A 15,149-nucleotide genomic window follows, 5' to 3' on the forward strand; every position below is an offset into this window, starting at 1 on the left:
TCATGGAACGCTCCACAGGCTCACACCATCCTGCCCTCCCTGCCTTCGGAAGTGACACCCGCATGTCCTCGCTCGCCCGCATACGCGCCCTCGCACCACCCTCGGCCGTGACAGCGGGGCTCATCGCCACCACCGTCGGCGTGACCAGCGCGGCCGCCATCGTCTTCACCGCGGCGCGGACGGCGGGGGCGGACGCGCGGGAGGTGTCGTCGTGGATGCTGGCGCTGGGCGTCGGCATCGCCGTGACCACCGTGGGCCTGTCGCTGCGCAACAAGGCGCCCGTACTCACCTCCTGGTCGACTCCGGGCGCCGCGCTGCTCGCCACGAGCCTGAGCGGGGTGTCCATGGAGAAGGCCGTGGGCGCGTTCGTGTTCAGTGCCGTGCTGACCGTGGTGAGCGGCCTGACCGGGTGGTTCGCGCGGCTCATGGACCGGATCCCGGTGCCGCTCGCCTCCGCGCTGCTCGCGGGTGTGCTCCTGGACTTCGGGACGGGGCTCTTCGCGCAGATGGGCGGGCACTTCGGGATCGCGTTCCCGGTGTTCGCGCTGTATCTGCTCGCCCGTCGGCTGCTGCCGCGCTACGCCGTGGTGGTCGCGCTCGCCGGTGGCGTCGTGGCCTCCGTCCTCACCGGCGGCTGGCACCTGGAGCGGGTCCAACTGTCCCTTGCGCAGCCGGTGTTCACGACTCCCGAGCTCGACTGGAAGGTGCTCATCAGCGTCGGTGTGCCGCTGTTCGTGGTCACCATGGCCTCGCAGAATCTGCCGGGTGTCGCCGTGCTGCGCACGTCCGGGTACGAGGTGCCGATCTCGCCGGTCCTCACCTGGACCGGTGTCGCGCAGGCCGTGCTCGCACCGTTCGGCGCCTTCGGCCTCAACCTCGCGGCGCTGACCGCCGCGATCTGCACCGGCGAGGAGGCGCACCCCGACCGGAAGCGGCGCTATCTCGCGGCCGTGTGGGCGGGCATCTTCTACCTGTGCGTCGGCCTGCTCGGCGCGACCGTGGCCTCGCTGCTCGGCGCGATGCCGCACGCGCTGGTCCTGGCGGTCGCCGGGGTGGGCATGCTCGCCACCATCGAGTCCGCCCTGACCGGCGCGCTGTCGGACCCCAAGTCCAGGGAGGCGGCCGTCGTCACCTTCCTGGCGACGGCCTCCGGGGTGACACTGCTCGGCATCGGGTCCGCGTTCTGGGGGCTGCTCGCGGGCGTGCTCACCACGGTCGTCGCGTCGATGGCGCGGCGCCGCACCACCCCGTCGATGCCCGCGGCCCGGCCGGTCACGGCATCGTCGCGCACACCCGAGCGAACCTCCGTGTGACCTCCGACCACGCCGCGACGGCCGCGCCCCCCTCGGCCACCGCCGCGGCGTGCAGCCGGTCCCGGTCGAAGCCGTTCCGCGCCAGGGGCTCGTCGTCCCATCCGGCGATCCGCCCGGCCTCGGCCTCCGGGTGGAACTGGACGCCCCAGGCCCGCTCCCCCACCCGGAACGCCTGGTGCGGGCAGGCCTCGGTGGACGCCAGCCAGGCGGCGCCCGGCGGCAGTTCGGTGATCTGGTCGACGTGCCGCTCGATCGCCGGAACCGTGGCGCCGAGCCCGTGCAGCAGCGGATCCTCGGCGGCCTCGGGCCGCAGCCGAATCCGGGTGCTGCCGTACTCGGGCCGCCCGTGATTCCCCCGCACACGGCCGCCCGCCACGTGTGCGAGCAGTTGGCCGCCGAGGCAGATGCCGAGGACGGGCGTGCCGCCGTCGAGGGCCTGCGCGACGAGGCGGCGGGTGGCGGGCAGCCAGGGCGCACGCTCGTCGTCGTCCGGCAGGAAGCCGCCGCCCAGCACCACCAGCGGCCTGCCGTTCAGCGTCTCGGGCAGCGCCTCACCCTCGTACGGACGCAGGCCCTCCAGCGCGAGGCCCGCCTCGCGCAGCCAGTCGCCGACGCGGCCGGGGCCACCGCTCTTGGTGTTCTGCACGACCAGGACGGGGGCCACCCCTGGGTCAACTCCCTTGATATTCATGCCTGTTCGCCTCGTTCCGTACGCTGACCGGGATCAAACCCGGCGTTGATCCACGCAGCAGACCAGCGCGCGACGCGGCACGTCAACGCTCCCGCTGCCGTCCTACGCTGAGGAGCATGTCCGCACTCGCAGCCGCCGCCACCCGCTTCACCGGCCGTCCGGCCACCGCCCAGCGGCGCCTCTCGTCCCACCTCGGCGAGGTCACCCTCGACGACGGCCGCGTGGTGATCGTGAAGCAGGCCGACGACCCGGCGGCGGTGCGCGCGGAGGCGGCCGGGCTCCGGTGGCTCGCGGCGGCCGAAGCGGTGGCGGTGCCCACGGTGCACGGCTACGACGAGCGGTGTCTGGTCGTCGACCGGGTCGCGCAGGGGCGGCCGGGCGGGGACGCCGCGGTGCGCTTCGGCGAGGGGCTCGCGCGGCTGCACGCAGCCGGGGCCCCGGCATTCGGCGCGGCGCCGCCCGGAGGGCCGACGGAGGCGTACATCGGGCTCGCCCCCATGCGCAATGTGCCGGGCGACGACTGGCCCCGCTGGTACGCCACCCATCGAGTACTCCCCTATCTGCGCGCCGCCGTGGACGCCGACACCCTCTCCCCCGCCGAGGCGCGGCCCATCGAGCGGGTCTGCGAGCGGCTGCCCGAACTCGCGGGCCCCGCCGAGCCGCCTGCCCGGCTGCACGGCGACCTGTGGAACGGCAACCTGTTGTGGGGCGCCGACGGCGCGGCCCGGCTCATCGACCCGGCCGCGCACGGCGGGCACCGCGAGACCGATCTCGCGATGCTGCACCTGTTCGGCGCGCCGCACCTGGACCGGATCCTCGACGGCTACCAGCAGGTCGCGCCGCTCGCCGACGGCTGGCGCGACCGCGTCCCGCTGCACCAGCTCTTCCCGCTCCTGGTGCACACGGTGCTGTTCGGCCGCGGCTACGCCGAGCAGACGGTGGCCGCGGCCCGCTCCCAACTCCCGTAACCGCTACGCGGTCGCGAACCGCGTGAGCACCGCCTCCGGGCGTACGCCGGGCAGCGCGGCCCGGAACGTCCGGTAGTAGCCGAGCTCCTCCTTGCTGCGCAGTTCGGGCGCGCCGTCCTCGGCGGCCGCCGTCGCGAACTCCTCGTCCGTGATGCGGCTGTCCCACAGCGGGCTCAGGACGCTCTCCGCGCCACTGCCCGTGCCGAACTGCTCCTTGCGCCGCCACAGCAGGTGCTCGGGGAGCCAGCCCGCGAAGGCGCGGCGCAGGTGCCCCTTCTCCATGCCGTCGGCTGTGTCGTTGTCAAGCCCCTTGACCTGCGCGGGAAGTGACATGGCGTGCGCGATGACGTCCCGGTCGAGGAACGGGACGCGTGCCTCCAGGCCGTGGGCCATGGTGACGCGGTCGCAGCGCTGGAGGTTGAGGCCGTGCAACGCGCCTATGGTGCGGCGCAGTTCGGCGTCCAGCTCGTCGGGGGCGGCGTGCCGCTCGTGGTAGTAGCCGTATCCGGCGAAGAGTTCATCGGCGCCCTCGCCGGTGAGGACCGCCTTGACGTGCCGGGAAGCGAGTTCGGACAGGAACCAGTTGGGTACCGCGCTGCGGATGAGGCTGGCGTCGAAGGACTCCACGCACCCGACCACCTCGTCGAGCACCCGGGCGGCGGCCTCGGCGTCGAGCACCGCCTCGTGGTGCTCCGTGCCCAGGAACGCGGCGGCGTCCCGCGCGGCGAGCAGGTCCGGGGAGTCCTCCGTGCCGACGGCGAAGGTCTTGAGGCGGCGGCCCTGGCGGGCGTACTCGTCGGCGGCGACCGCGGCGACGAGGCTGGAGTCGAGCCCGCCGGACAGGAACACACCGACCTCGACGTCCGCCATCAGATGCCGGCGGACGGAGTCGGAGACGGCCTCGAAGGTGGCCTTTTCGACGACCTGCTCGGCCACCCCGCCCCAGGCGCCTGTCACTTCGGGAACCGGCTCCGCGAAGCGGCGCAGGCCATCCTCTGGCGTCCACCAGTGTCCGGGCGGGAAGATCTCGGCGTCGGGCTGTACATCGGGGTGGAACGCGCGCAGTTCGGAGGCGAAGTGCACGGCGGTGTCCGTGCGCGCCCAGTACAGCGGCTTGACGCCGATGGCGTCGCGGGCGGCGACGAACCGGCCGCCCGGCGTGGCCGCGCACAGCGCCCACATGCCGCGGAGCCGGAGCAGGCCCGCGGGCCCTTCCGTGCGCAGCACGGCGAGCGCCGCCGCCGAGTCGGAGGAGGAGCCGAAGGCCTCGGTGGGCAGCTCCTCGCGCAGTGCCTTGTGGTTGTAGATCTCGCCGTTGCACACGAGCGACCAGTCGTCGTCGCCGTGGATGCCGCCGAGGGGCTGGTGCCCGCCGTCGAGGTCGACGATGGAGAGGCGGCGGTGGCCGAGCCAGGTGTGGCCGCCGACCGTTCGGGTCCCGCTGTCGTCGGGTCCGCGGTGGGCGAGCCGGTCGAGCATTCCCTGTGCCGCCGCGTCGGCGCACTCGGTGTCGAGACTTCCGTGATGGCTGTGTATGGCTGCGATTCCGCACATGTGGATCGACCATAGGGCGGTGCGTGCGAATGGAACAATGCGAGTTGCTCTATACGCACGGCGCTGTGGCAGGGTTGCGGCATGGCAGCGGAGAACCTGAGCAGCGTGCACCGCGCGCTGGACGTGCTGCGCGCTCTCGCGCAGGGCCCGATGGGCGTGCAGGAAGTGGCCCAGGCGGTGGGCCGGGAGAAGACGCAGGTGTCACGGACCCTGAAGGTCCTGGCACAGGAGGGGTTCCTGGAGCGGGATCCGCGCACGCTGCGCTATCGCGTCGGCTGGCAGCTGCTCGCGCTGGCCTCGTCGGCGGGCGAGGAGCGGCTTTACGGGGAGGCGCCGCCGGTGCTGCGGGATCTGGTGCACCGCGTCGGGGAACCGGCATATCTGACGGTGCTGTCCGGGCACGGTGTGGTGACCGTGCTCACCGAGCGCACCTCGCGTGGCCTTCAGGCGCACGAGTGGATCGGCCGTACCTCGCCCCTGAACTGCACGTCCGCGGGCCGCGCCCTGCTGTTCGGGCTGCCCGACGACCAGGTGGCGGCGCTCCTGACGACCGAGAACGGGGCGCCGCTGCCCGGCACGGACGCGGCACCCCGCGACGCATCGGCCGTGCTGGAGCGGCTGCGGGCTGAGCGGGCGCGCGGCTTCGCGGTGGCCGCGGAGGAGATGGAGCCGGGCCTGATCGCGGTCGCCGTCCCGGTGCACGACCACCGGGGCGATGTGGTGGCGGCCGTCAATGTGTCGGCGCCCGTGTTCCGGCTGCCTCCGGAGGCGCTGCCGCAGGTGGCGGAGGCGGTGGTCGCGGCGGCGCACCAGCTGTCGGCCCGGCTCAACGGGGCGCCGCCGCGCGGGTGAGCTTGTGATTTATCCACTCGTCTTAGTCGGTGGAACAGGTGATCGTGTTGATCATCATGCGGAAGACTGAGTGCGTGACGCTTCCTGCTCCGCTTGCCGCTGCTGAAGAGATTCACGATCACCTCATCGATCAGCTCAACCTCGCCCTGCGCCGGCCCGGGATGTACGGGGGCGAGGTGGCTTTCCGGATCCTGATTGACCACCTGCTGTTCGTCGAGCGCCAGCCCGAGGCGTGGGATCAGCTGAAGCAGAGTTGGGAAGAGCAGGGGCTCTGGACCCCCATCGGCCCCGGCGGAGCCTTCCAGGATGTCTTCCCCGCGCAGGGTGGCTGCTACGAAGTCGCCTCGGTATACGCGGAGTTCGCGCGGCGACGCGGATGGCTCAAGCCCGATCGCGTACTCACGGCTGAGGAGTACGAGTCCCTCACAGGCCGAGTCCGGAGGTGGGCCGCAGCTGACCGCACCTGGGCTGACGTGACGGCGGAGTTCGGTCCTCCCTCTGTGCTGTTCGGAGGGAACAATCCCCTGTACGGGAAGACGCTCGGCTACCTCTCGGAGGATCCGCAGCAGTCGGCGGTGGTCTTCCACCTGTGGAACGGCAGCGAACCGGGGGCCGAACCGAGGCCGCCCGGGCATGTGCAACCGTTGCTCCTCGCAGTGCGTTTCGGCGGTGGCTCGTTCCGCGGATCATTGACCTTCACCCCCGAGGGCGAGCGGAGAAAGCCGAGGGTCGGGGATCCCTGCCTGCCGCAGTAGCGGTCCGACTGTGGGCGCAGGTCACCCACATGGGGATTTCCAGGACAGCGGCCCCGCCCCCGCATGATTCTGGATCTCCAAGAGTTACGGAATCGACGTGAAGGACGTGCCGGTGAGCGTGGTGGAACAGGGCGTGCTGGGCGATCCGCTGGCGGAACTGTCACGCCTCCGGGGGCCTTCTACGACTGCCTGACCGCTCGGCGTGACGCGCTGTTCGAGCTCACCGACGTGGTGCTGTGCGCCGACGGTCCGGTGAAGACCCTGGTCGGCCTGGCGCTGGCTCCCGAGCACCGGCGCGGGCACGGGGCCCTGTACGGCGCGCTGAACCGGGGCCGCCTGGACGTCGAGCGGCTGCGGGTCGAGCTGGTGGGCCTGCCACTGCCCCGTGCCGCTGACGGCCACCCGGTGCTGGCGGTGGACGTCTCGCCGTGGCTTCGGCCCGATGCCGACACGAGCGACGCCCGCTCGCTCTGCCACACCTACGGCCGGGGCGACGCCAGGCACCAGATGATCCCGGGCTGGCCGTACTCGTGGGTCGTGGCCCTGGAAGCGGGCCGGACCTCGTGGATCGCCCCGCTGGACGCGGTGCGGCTGCGGCCCGGTGGCGACCTGGCCGCCGTCACCGCTGCACAGCTGCGGGACCTCGTCGAGCGCCTGGTCGCCGCAGGTCAGTGGAGCCCGGGCGACCCGTCGGTGTGGATCGTGGCCGACGCCGGTTACGACGTTATGCGGCTGGCCTACCTGCTGCGTGACCTGCCCGTGGAGATCCTGGGACGTCTGCGCTCGGACCGGGTGATGCGCCGTCCGGCGCCGACCCGTGCGGAGTTCGCCCTGGCCAACCCGGCCGGCGGGCGCCCGCCCAAGCACGGCGGCGAGTTCATCTTCAAGGACACCAGGACCTGGGGCGCCCCGGACGTGGAGACGAAGTCTGAGACCACCCGCTACGGCACCGCTCACGCCCAGAGCTGGGACCGGCTCCGCCCCGAGTTGCAAGGGCGCGCCGCCTGGCGGGATCACCCCGGCCAGCTCCCGGTTATCGAGGGCACCGTCATCCGACTCCAGGTCGGCCACCTGCCCAGCGGCGGCGACCCCAAGCCCCTGTGGCTGTGGTGGTCACGGCCTGCGGGAAGCCGAAGCGGCGGATCGCTGGACCTGGCTGATCGTCACCGCCCACACCCAGCTCCGCCTCGCCCGCCCCTTGGCCACCGACCGGCGACGGCCGTGGGAGAAGCCGGCCGAACCGAACAAACTCACCCCAGCCCGAGTCCGACGCGGGTTCCGACACCTGCACGCCAGAACCTCAACACCAGCCGCAGTGTCGAAACCCACCCGCCCCGGCTCTGGCCGCCCGCCCGGCTCCAAGAACCGCCGCCCCGCGAACCGCTACGACGTGGGCCTGCTCCCGGCCACCGGCGAGCCCCACCGCCGACCGGCTCACCACAAGGTCGGCACCAAACCACGCCGCACCGGATAAATCACAAGCTCACTCAGGGAATGCGGGCCACGCCCACGTAGATGCCGCTCTCCTCGGCCGCGGGCGCGGCCTCGTCGCGGAACCATTCGGTGGCGGTCACGAGGCCCGGTGCCACGAGGTCGAGGCCATCGAAGAAGCGGCCCACGCCCTCACGGGTGCGGAAGCCGAGCTTCATGCCCGCCTTGGCGTACTGCTCACGCACCAGCGCGCCCTGCTCGACGAACAGGTCGGACGCCGCGTTCGACAGGGTGAGGTAGCTGCCGGACGGCAGCTCGGAGATCAGCGAGGACACGATGCCGTACGCCTCGTCGTCGTCGGCGATGAAGTGCATGAGCGCGATGAGCGACAGACCGACGGGCCGGCTGAAGTCGAGGACGGTGCGGGCGTGTTCGAGGATGGCGCCCGGCTCGCGGACGTCGCCCTCGATGTAGTCGGTGGCACCCTCGGAGCTGCTGACGAGCAGCGCCTGCGCGTGCCGCAGCACGATGGGGTCGTTGTCGGTGTAGACGACCTTGGCCGTCGGGACGACCCGCTGCACGATCTGGTGCAGGTTCGGCGCGGTCGGGATGCCGGTGCCGATGTCCAGGTACTGGTCGACGCCCTGCCCGGCGAGCCAGGCGGCGGCCCGGTGCATGAACTCCCGGTTCTGTCGCGCCGCGTCCCGCGCCTCGGGCGGCAGCTGCTCGCCGACGGCCTCGTCGACGGGGTAGTTGTCCTTGCCGCCGAGCAGCCAGTCGTAGACCCGCGCGGGGTGCGCCTGACTGGTGTCGATACGGGGCCGGGGAGCAGGTGCCGTCATGAGGACTCTCCAACGTCGCTGTGCGGTGCGGGGCGGGGCGATACGTGTTGACCTGCCCGCAGTCTGTCATGCCAACTCCCGGCATTCACCACGGAGTTGCAGGTCACGGCGGGTGCGCGGGCGACAGCGCACGGTACTCGCGAGCCTCCCGCATCCCTGCCCCGCGCCCTCTATCCTTGATCACCCACCCATGTTCCACCCTGAGGAGCCACCGTGCGCGACTGGCAGCGCGAGCTGGACCTGGAGCCGCACGGCGAGGGCGGCTACTTCCGCCGCGTCTACACGAGCCCGCACGACCTGTCGACGCCGCACGGGCCCCGCCCCTCGGCGTCATCGATCTACTACCTGCTCGACGAGCGGCAGCCCAGCGGCCTGCTGCACCGCAACCGCAGCGACATCCTGCACTTCCTGATCGACGGCGGCCCCCTGGAGTACGTGACCGTCACCCCCGACGGCACCCTCCACCGCACCACCCTCGGCCCGGACGACGAGCGCTTCCTGCTGGTGCCGGGCGGCGACTGGAAGGCCTCCCACCTGCTCGACGGCGCCCGCCACGGGCTGGTGGCGGAGGTCGTCACCCCGGGCTTCGACTACACGGACCACGAGTTCGCGACGCGCGCCGTACTGGACGAGTATCCGCATCTCACGGAGGAGCTGCGGGAGTTCGTACGCGGATGAGCCGAGGTCAGCCGAGCGTGCGCACAGGGCTCCCCGCCAGGTACGCCTCGATGTCCTCGACGGCGCCCTGGAAGAACCCCTCGTAGTTGCGGCGCGTGACGTAGCCGAGGTGCGGCAGGCCGAGGAAGTTCGGGGCGGTGCGCAGGGGGTGGTCGGCCGGGAGGGGTTCGGTGTCGAAGACGTCGCTGCCCGCGCCGGCGATCCAGCCCTCGCGCAGCGCCCGCACCAGCGCCTCCTGGTCGACGATCGCGGCGCGTGAGGTGTTGACCAGGTAGGCGGTGCGGCGCATGCGGCGCAGCTCGTCGGCGCCGAGCAGGCCGCGGGTGCGCTCGCCCAGGACGAGGTGGACGGAGACGAAGTCGCTGGTGTCGAGGAGTTCTTCCTTCGAGGCGGCGAGGGTGGCACCGGCTTCGGCGGCCCGCTCGGCGGTGAGGTGCCGGCTCCACGCCGTGACGTCCATGCCGAAGGCGGCGCCGACGCGTGCGACCCGTGCGCCGATCTTGCCGAGTCCGAGCAGGCCGAGCCGGCGGCCGTGCAGGTCGGCGCCGAGGGTGGACTGCCAGGGGCCGCCGTCGCGCAGATTGCCGCCCTCGGTGAGGACGCCGCGGGCGAGACCCAGGATCAGGGCCCAGGTGAGCTCGACGGGCGGTTCGGGGTTGCTCGCGGTGCCGCAGACCGTGACGCCGTGCGCGGCGGCGGCGTCGAGGTCGATGGACGCGTTGCGCATGCCCGACGTGACGAGGAGCCGCAGCTTCGGCAGGCGTGCGATCAACTCGGCGGGAAACGGGGTGCGTTCGCGCATCACGACGACGATCTCGCAGTCGCCGAGCAGCGCGACGAGTTCGTCGTGTGTGTCGACATACCGATTCAGGTACGTGACGTCGGCACGGTCCGACAGGCGGTCCCAGTCGGCCAGTTCACGGGCGACACCCTGGTAGTCGTCGAGTACGGCGCACCGCAGCATGCTCACATCACTCCTGGTTCGAAGGTCGGCTCGAAGGTCGGCTCGAAGGCTGGCTCGAAGATCGTCCAGAAACCTTAACCGGCAGCCCTGGTACGGACTTTTGCGTACTCCCTTGACGCCCCTTGGCCTCACCCCTTAAATCAACCCTTGAACAGAGCACATCAAGCGCAGCTTTCTTGCCTTCACTTTCTGGCGTGCCGCGGGACGGCACGACCCCCTACCCGAAGTGATGTGATGCCCCATGCGCAGTTCACTGCGCCCTCTGAGCCGCAGACTCCCGCTGGGCGCCGCGGCCCTGCTGTGTGTCGCCGCGGCGTTCGTGCCCACGGCGAACGCCGCGGACGCCGACGATGCCGACGGCGGCGCGCGCACCGCGGCGGTCACCTTCTCCGACGACTTCGACGGGCCCGCGGGCTCGGCGGTCGACGGTGCGAAGTGGCAGACCGAGACCGGAGACAACGTCAACAACCACGAGCGGCAGTACTACACGGCGGGCAACAACAACGCCGCGCTCGACGGCCAGGGCAACCTGGTCATCACCGCCCGCAAGGAGAACCCCGCCAACTACCAGTGCTGGTACGGGTCGTGCCAGTACACCTCGGCGCGCCTCAACACGTCGGGGAAGTTCCAGACGACCCACGGCCACGTCGAGGCCCGGATGAAGATCCCGCGCGGGCAGGGCATGTGGCCCGCGTTCTGGATGCTGGGCAGTGACATCGGCTCGGCCGGCTGGCCCAACTGCGGCGAGATCGACGTCATGGAGAACGTGGGCTCCGAACCGTCGACAGTCCACGGCACCATCCACGGCCCCGGCTACTCCGGTGCCGGCGGGATCGGCGCGGGCCACTCGCTGCCCGGCGGCCAGGCCTTCGCGGACGCCTTCCACACGTTCGCGGTGGACTGGACACCCAACAAGATCACCTGGTCGGTGGACGGAACGGTGTACCAGACCCGGACGCCCGCCGACGTCGGCGGCAACCAGTGGGTCTTCGAGAAGCCGTTCTTCTTGATCCTGAACCTCGCCGTGGGCGGGGACTGGCCGGGCGACCCGGACGCCGGGACGCAGTTCCCGCAGCAGCTGGTGGTGGATTACGTGCGGGTGAGCACGTGAGTACGTGCATGTGAAGACGCGCACGTGAGTACGTGCAGGTGAGCACCGTGCACCCGAGAACGTAAGGGTGCGACGAGGGGCCCGGCGCCATGGTGTGCGCCGGGCCCCTCGTCGTCGGTTTCGGTCAGGCCGACGTGCGGCACTCCGGGTGGCCCCAGCCGTCGGGGTTCTTGGCGATGTCCTCCCCGGCGGCGTACGAGCGGCCGCAGCGGCAGCGGCCGGGGAACTTCGCCTTGAGGGTGCGCGAGGAGGAGCCGGAGGAGGCCCGCTTGGCGGGCGCCGACTTCGCCCGCGGTGGCTTGGCGGAGGACGGGCTGGACGGCGGCGGCTCGGGGGAGCCGAGCGCGCTGCCCGCGTCCTGCTGGGCGATGGCGGCCTGGCTGGCGGCGCGGTCCGCGAAGTCGTTCAGCGGGTCGCCGTCGACCTGGTGCGCTGGCACGTACTTGAACTCGACCGCGCGACCTTCGAGCAGCGCGTCGATCCGCTGCACCAGCTCCTGGTTGGCGACGGGCTTGCCCGCGGACGTCTTCCAGCCCTTGCGCTTCCAGCCGGGCAGCCACGTGGTGACCGCCTTCATCGCGTACTGCGAGTCCATCCGCACCTCGAGCGGTACGTCCGCGGCCACTGTGCTCAACAGCCGTTCCAGGGCGGTGAGTTCGGCGACGTTGTTCGTCGCGGTGCCGAGCGCGCCGGCCTCCCACTGCACGGGCTTCTCGTCACCGTCGGCGACGACCCAGGCCCAAGCCGCAGGTCCGGGGTTTCCTTTGGACGCGCCGTCACACGCGGCGATCACACGTTCTGCCATGCCCCCGATCATGCCAGGTCAGTGGTCGAGGTCGACGCGGACGGTCAGCAGATCGACCCCGAGGCCGCGGACGGCGGCGCTGTTGAGGCGCGGCAGGGACCTGAGGCGGGCGCGGGCGTCGTCCTCGGGCAGCAGGTGCGCAGTGCCGCTGTGCCACTGGCCGCGCAGGCGGACGCGGACGCTGGGATCGGCCTGGATGTTGCGCACGTACTGGGACTTGAACCCGAACTCCGAGACCAGCCAGAAGGCCCCGCCGACGCGCCGCCCGCCGACCGGGGTGCGGCGCGCGAGCCCCGACGTGCGCCCGGTCGTCTCCAGGAGGACCTGGGTCGGCAGCCGCCGGGTCACGGGGTTGGCGACATGGCGCTGGAAGGTGGTGACGAGCCGGTGCTTGGTCTCGTGGAAGCGCGTCATGGGCGCACTCTAGACCGGGAGCGCGCGACGGAAAGAGGAAGCCCCGGCCGCGACGGGGGACCACGGCCGGGGCGGCTTGAAGTGGGACACGGATGGCGGTCGCCTCTCGGCGGGGGGCTCCACAGGGCTTCAGCCGAACGATCTTCCCTGCAGGCGATAGGTAGGGCCCGGGGACACTGTTCCATCCGTGTCCACATCTGAGTCAACGGACCGGGTGGCAGGGTTGTTCCCGGCGGCGCCGGGACGAGGCGTGAGGCGCGTCACGACCGCTGCCGCTCGGTGACGGTTCGGCCCGCCCACGGCGAACCCCGACGAAAGGAACGTTGATGCCCGAGCTGCGCGCGGCCCGCGAGGACGACCATCCCGCGCTCGTACGGCGCGTCCAGGAGTGGTGGGGCGACTCGCGCACGCCGCAGGAGGCCCGCGAGTTGTCGCTGCTGCTCCCCCGCCTGTTCCTCCAGTTCTTCGCGGGCACCAGCCTGGTGGCGCAGGACGCCACGGGTCTGCGGGCGTTCCTGGTGGGCCTGTACGCCGCCGATGACGACACCTCCGCGTACATCCACTTCGTGGGCGTCGATCCGGCGCTGCGCGGCTCGGGTGTCGGGCGGGCGCTGTACGAGGAGTTCTTCCGGCGGGCGGAGCGGGCCGGGCGCAAGGACGTGCGGGCGGTCACCTCGCCGGGGAACACCGGGTCGATCGCATTCCACCGGGCGCTGGGGTTCGTGGTGGAGCCGGGTGACCGGGAGGTGGGCGGGGTCGCGGTGCGCGCGGACTACGACGGTCCGGGGCAGCATCGGGTGTGTTTCCGGCGACCGTTGTGAGGGACGGCCGGGGCTCGCGTTCTAGGCTGCGACGATGATCTTCCGCCCGGCTTCCCGACGTCTGTCGGCTTTGTGCCTCGCCCTGACCGTTTCGTTCGCGCTGTCCGCCTGCTCGTCACCGGGCTCCGGGGGCAGCTCCCCGCGCGTCGAACGGCCGAGGCCGGACGCGCAGTTCGACTACCAGATCGGCGGCGCGTACAAGCCGCCCGCCGGGGTGCGGGCCGTCTCGCGGGACCGCGGGGACGCGCCCGCGCGCGGGCTCTACAACGTCTGCTACGTGAATGCCTTCCAGGCCCAGCCCGGCGCGGTGAAGTGGTGGCGGGCCCACCACGACGACCTGCTGCTGCGGGACGGCGAGGGGAAGTTGGTGGTCGACGCGGACTGGCACGAGCCGCTGTTCGACATCTCCACGAATACGAAGCGCGCGCGTCTCGCGAACATCGTGGGCGGCTGGATCCGGGGCTGCGCCGACGACGGCTACCAGGCCGTCGAGCCGGACAACCTCGACTCCTACGAGCGTTCCGACGGGCTGCTGGACTCCGCCGACGCGGTCGCGTTCGCGCGGCTCATCTCGGACCGGTCGCACGGGGCCGGGCTCGCGGTCGGGCAGAAGAACGCCGCGGAACTCCTGCCGGAGCGCCGCGACATCGGGTTCGACTTCGCGGTGACGGAGGAGTGCCAGACCCACGACGAGTGCCGGGGGTACGCGTCGGCGTACGACGACCGGGTCTTCGCCGTGGAGTACCGCGAGGCCGACTTCGAGCGGGCGTGCCGCGCGTGGGGCGACCGGCTCTCGATCGTGCTGCGCGACATGGACGTGCGGCCTGCGGGCACGAAGGGGTATGTGCGGCGGGCCTGTTGAGCGGCGGCGGGGTCAGGCCTTCCGGGCCGGGTCGCTCAGCGTGTCGAGGCGGCGCTTGATCGCGTCGAGGGCACCGGGGCGCCGGCCCGGCACCTGTTCCCGCAGGGCGGTCAGTCCGGCGGCATGCCCCCGGGCCCGGTCCGGGTCGCGGACCTGCTCGAACTGGTGATGGGCGCGGTCGACGGCCGCCTCCACGTCCTCGTCGGAGGGCGCCTCGCCACGCGCGATCCGAGCGTGCGCCACGGCGATCCACAACTCGCAACTGCGTCCCGGCTCATCGGCCAGCCGCGCGAGGTCGGCGCGCACCTCCATCCAGTGCACGACCTGCGAGGACCGCATCCCATACACCCGCAACGCCTCCCCCTCCCACGCAGCAGCAATCGACGCGGCCTCCCCGTGCCGCCCCGCCTGCACGGCAGCGAGCAGCAACGCGTGCGGATCGGGTTCGGCGGGCTGGGTGGGCTGGGCGGTCGCTGCGGGCGCAACGGCGGGCATCGGCGGGGCGGCGGGGGCCGGGGCGGGCGTGGGCGCTGCGGGTACGGGGGCCGGGACGGGTGAGACGGGCGTGGATGCTGCCGGTGCAGGAGCCGACAGGGCCGCAGGGCCGGGTGAGACGGACGTGGGCGCTGCGGACGCAGGGGCCGGCACGGCCGCCGGGGCGGGCCGGATCGGCGTGGGCGCTGCGGGTACGGGGGCTGCTGTGACGGATGTCGGGGCGGGCTGCGGGCTGGCGGGAGCGGCCACCGGGGGCGGGGTGACCGGGCTCGGGGCCGGAGCCTTGGCGAGCTGCACGGCAGGTCCGGTGGGGGCAGGAGGCGAAGTCTGAGCAGGGGCCGAGGTCGGGCCCGGGCCTGAAGTCGATGCCCGGTCCGGGGCAGGTGCAGGCGCCGCAACCACGGCAGGGGCCGAACCGGAATCCGAAGCCGGAACCGGAGCGGGCACCGGGCCCACCGCCACGCCGACGACCGAGGCCGGAACCGGAGCGGACCCCGGGCCCGCCGCCGATATCGGAGCCGAGGCCGGGACGGGAGCGGGCCCCGGGCTCGCCGCCACGTCGGCGGCCGAGGCCGGAACCGGAGCGGGCACCG

At 72.3% G+C, this 15,149-nt stretch carries 15 protein-coding genes and 1 pseudogene; 9 read left to right on the plus strand and 7 right to left on the minus strand.

Annotation, left to right across the window (positions count from 1 at the left end; translation table 11 throughout):
* The first annotated feature begins 62 nt into the window (after nt 1-62).
* Nucleotides 63-1,313, plus strand: coding sequence for a benzoate/H(+) symporter BenE family transporter (locus OKJ99_RS42595; RefSeq protein WP_326024046.1), 1,251 nt, complete (start codon nt 63-65; stop codon nt 1,311-1,313).
* On the opposite strand, the gene OKJ99_RS42600 is transcribed toward OKJ99_RS42595, so the two are convergent.
* Complete coding sequence (locus OKJ99_RS42600; RefSeq protein WP_407700881.1) at nt 1,273-1,977, minus strand: type 1 glutamine amidotransferase; 705 nt, start codon at nt 1,975-1,977, stop codon at nt 1,273-1,275. The genes OKJ99_RS42595 and OKJ99_RS42600 overlap by 41 nt on opposite strands.
* A 143-nt stretch (nt 1,978-2,120) precedes the next feature.
* Between OKJ99_RS42600 and OKJ99_RS42605 the strand changes: the two genes are divergently transcribed.
* Nucleotides 2,121-2,972, plus strand: a complete 852-nt coding sequence (locus tag OKJ99_RS42605) for a fructosamine kinase family protein (protein ID WP_326024048.1) — start codon at nt 2,121-2,123, stop codon at nt 2,970-2,972.
* A gap of 3 nt (nt 2,973-2,975) precedes the next feature.
* Here the strand turns inward: OKJ99_RS42605 and asnB are convergent, their stop codons facing one another.
* Nucleotides 2,976-4,526: an asparagine synthase (glutamine-hydrolyzing) gene (gene asnB, locus OKJ99_RS42610; protein ID WP_326024049.1), complete on the minus strand. Its 1,551-nt coding sequence runs from the start codon at nt 4,524-4,526 to the stop codon at nt 2,976-2,978.
* Between the two features lie 81 nt (nt 4,527-4,607).
* Here asnB and OKJ99_RS42615 point away from each other — a divergent pair, with 81 nt between their 5' ends.
* From OKJ99_RS42615 to OKJ99_RS42625, 3 genes and pseudogenes are all read left to right on the plus strand, one after another.
* Nucleotides 4,608-5,378 carry an IclR family transcriptional regulator gene (locus tag OKJ99_RS42615; protein WP_326024050.1) on the plus strand — a complete coding sequence of 257 codons (771 nt, stop codon included), beginning with the start codon at nt 4,608-4,610 and terminating at the stop codon, nt 5,376-5,378.
* A 29-nt stretch (nt 5,379-5,407) separates the two neighbouring features.
* Nucleotides 5,408-6,133, plus strand: coding sequence for a hypothetical protein (locus OKJ99_RS42620; RefSeq protein ID WP_326024051.1), 726 nt, complete (start codon nt 5,408-5,410; stop codon nt 6,131-6,133).
* A gap of 112 nt (nt 6,134-6,245) precedes the next feature.
* A pseudogene (locus tag OKJ99_RS42625) lies at nt 6,246-7,607 on the plus strand (transposase).
* 13 nt (nt 7,608-7,620) lie between these two features.
* Here the strand turns inward: OKJ99_RS42625 and OKJ99_RS42630 are convergent.
* Entirely contained in the window at nt 7,621-8,406 is a 786-nt protein-coding gene (locus OKJ99_RS42630) for an SAM-dependent methyltransferase (protein WP_326024052.1), read from the minus strand.
* A 213-nt stretch (nt 8,407-8,619) separates the two neighbouring features.
* Between OKJ99_RS42630 and OKJ99_RS42635 the strand changes: the two genes are divergently transcribed.
* The gene (locus tag OKJ99_RS42635; protein ID WP_326024053.1) at nt 8,620-9,084 is read left to right on the plus strand and encodes a cupin domain-containing protein; all 465 of its coding nucleotides are present in this window, start codon (nt 8,620-8,622) and stop codon (nt 9,082-9,084) included.
* Nucleotides 9,085-9,091: 7 nt separating this feature from the next.
* Here the strand turns inward: OKJ99_RS42635 and OKJ99_RS42640 are convergent, their stop codons facing one another.
* Nucleotides 9,092-10,048: a D-2-hydroxyacid dehydrogenase family protein gene (locus tag OKJ99_RS42640; RefSeq protein ID WP_326024060.1), complete on the minus strand. Its 957-nt coding sequence runs from the start codon at nt 10,046-10,048 to the stop codon at nt 9,092-9,094.
* A gap of 241 nt (nt 10,049-10,289) precedes the next feature.
* Between OKJ99_RS42640 and OKJ99_RS42645 the strand changes: the two genes are divergently transcribed.
* Entirely contained in the window at nt 10,290-11,159 is an 870-nt protein-coding gene (locus OKJ99_RS42645) for a glycoside hydrolase family 16 protein (protein WP_326024054.1), read from the plus strand.
* A gap of 124 nt (nt 11,160-11,283) precedes the next feature.
* On the opposite strand, the gene OKJ99_RS42650 is transcribed toward OKJ99_RS42645, so the two are convergent.
* A complete protein-coding gene (locus tag OKJ99_RS42650) occupies nt 11,284-11,976 on the minus strand; it encodes a ribonuclease H family protein (RefSeq protein WP_326024055.1) in 693 nt (230 codons plus the stop codon).
* 6 nt (nt 11,977-11,982) lie between these two features.
* Nucleotides 11,983-12,378: a nitroreductase/quinone reductase family protein gene (locus OKJ99_RS42655; protein ID WP_326024056.1), complete on the minus strand. Its 396-nt coding sequence runs from the start codon at nt 12,376-12,378 to the stop codon at nt 11,983-11,985.
* A 326-nt stretch (nt 12,379-12,704) separates the two neighbouring features.
* On the opposite strand from OKJ99_RS42655, the gene OKJ99_RS42660 reads away from it, so the two are divergent.
* Nucleotides 12,705-13,199: a GNAT family N-acetyltransferase gene (locus OKJ99_RS42660; RefSeq protein WP_326024057.1), complete on the plus strand. Its 495-nt coding sequence runs from the start codon at nt 12,705-12,707 to the stop codon at nt 13,197-13,199.
* A gap of 34 nt (nt 13,200-13,233) precedes the next feature.
* Complete coding sequence (locus OKJ99_RS42665; protein WP_326024058.1) at nt 13,234-14,061, plus strand: endo alpha-1,4 polygalactosaminidase; 828 nt, start codon at nt 13,234-13,236, stop codon at nt 14,059-14,061.
* Between the two features lie 12 nt (nt 14,062-14,073).
* Here the strand turns inward: OKJ99_RS42665 and OKJ99_RS42670 are convergent, their stop codons facing one another.
* A complete protein-coding gene (locus OKJ99_RS42670) occupies nt 14,074-14,556 on the minus strand; it encodes a hypothetical protein (protein WP_326024059.1) in 483 nt (160 codons plus the stop codon).
* Between the last annotated feature and the right edge of the window lie 593 nt (nt 14,557-15,149).

This window comes from Streptomyces endophyticus (genome assembly GCF_035798155.1).
GTDB classification, from domain to species: domain Bacteria; phylum Actinomycetota; class Actinomycetes; order Streptomycetales; family Streptomycetaceae; genus Streptomyces; species Streptomyces endophyticus.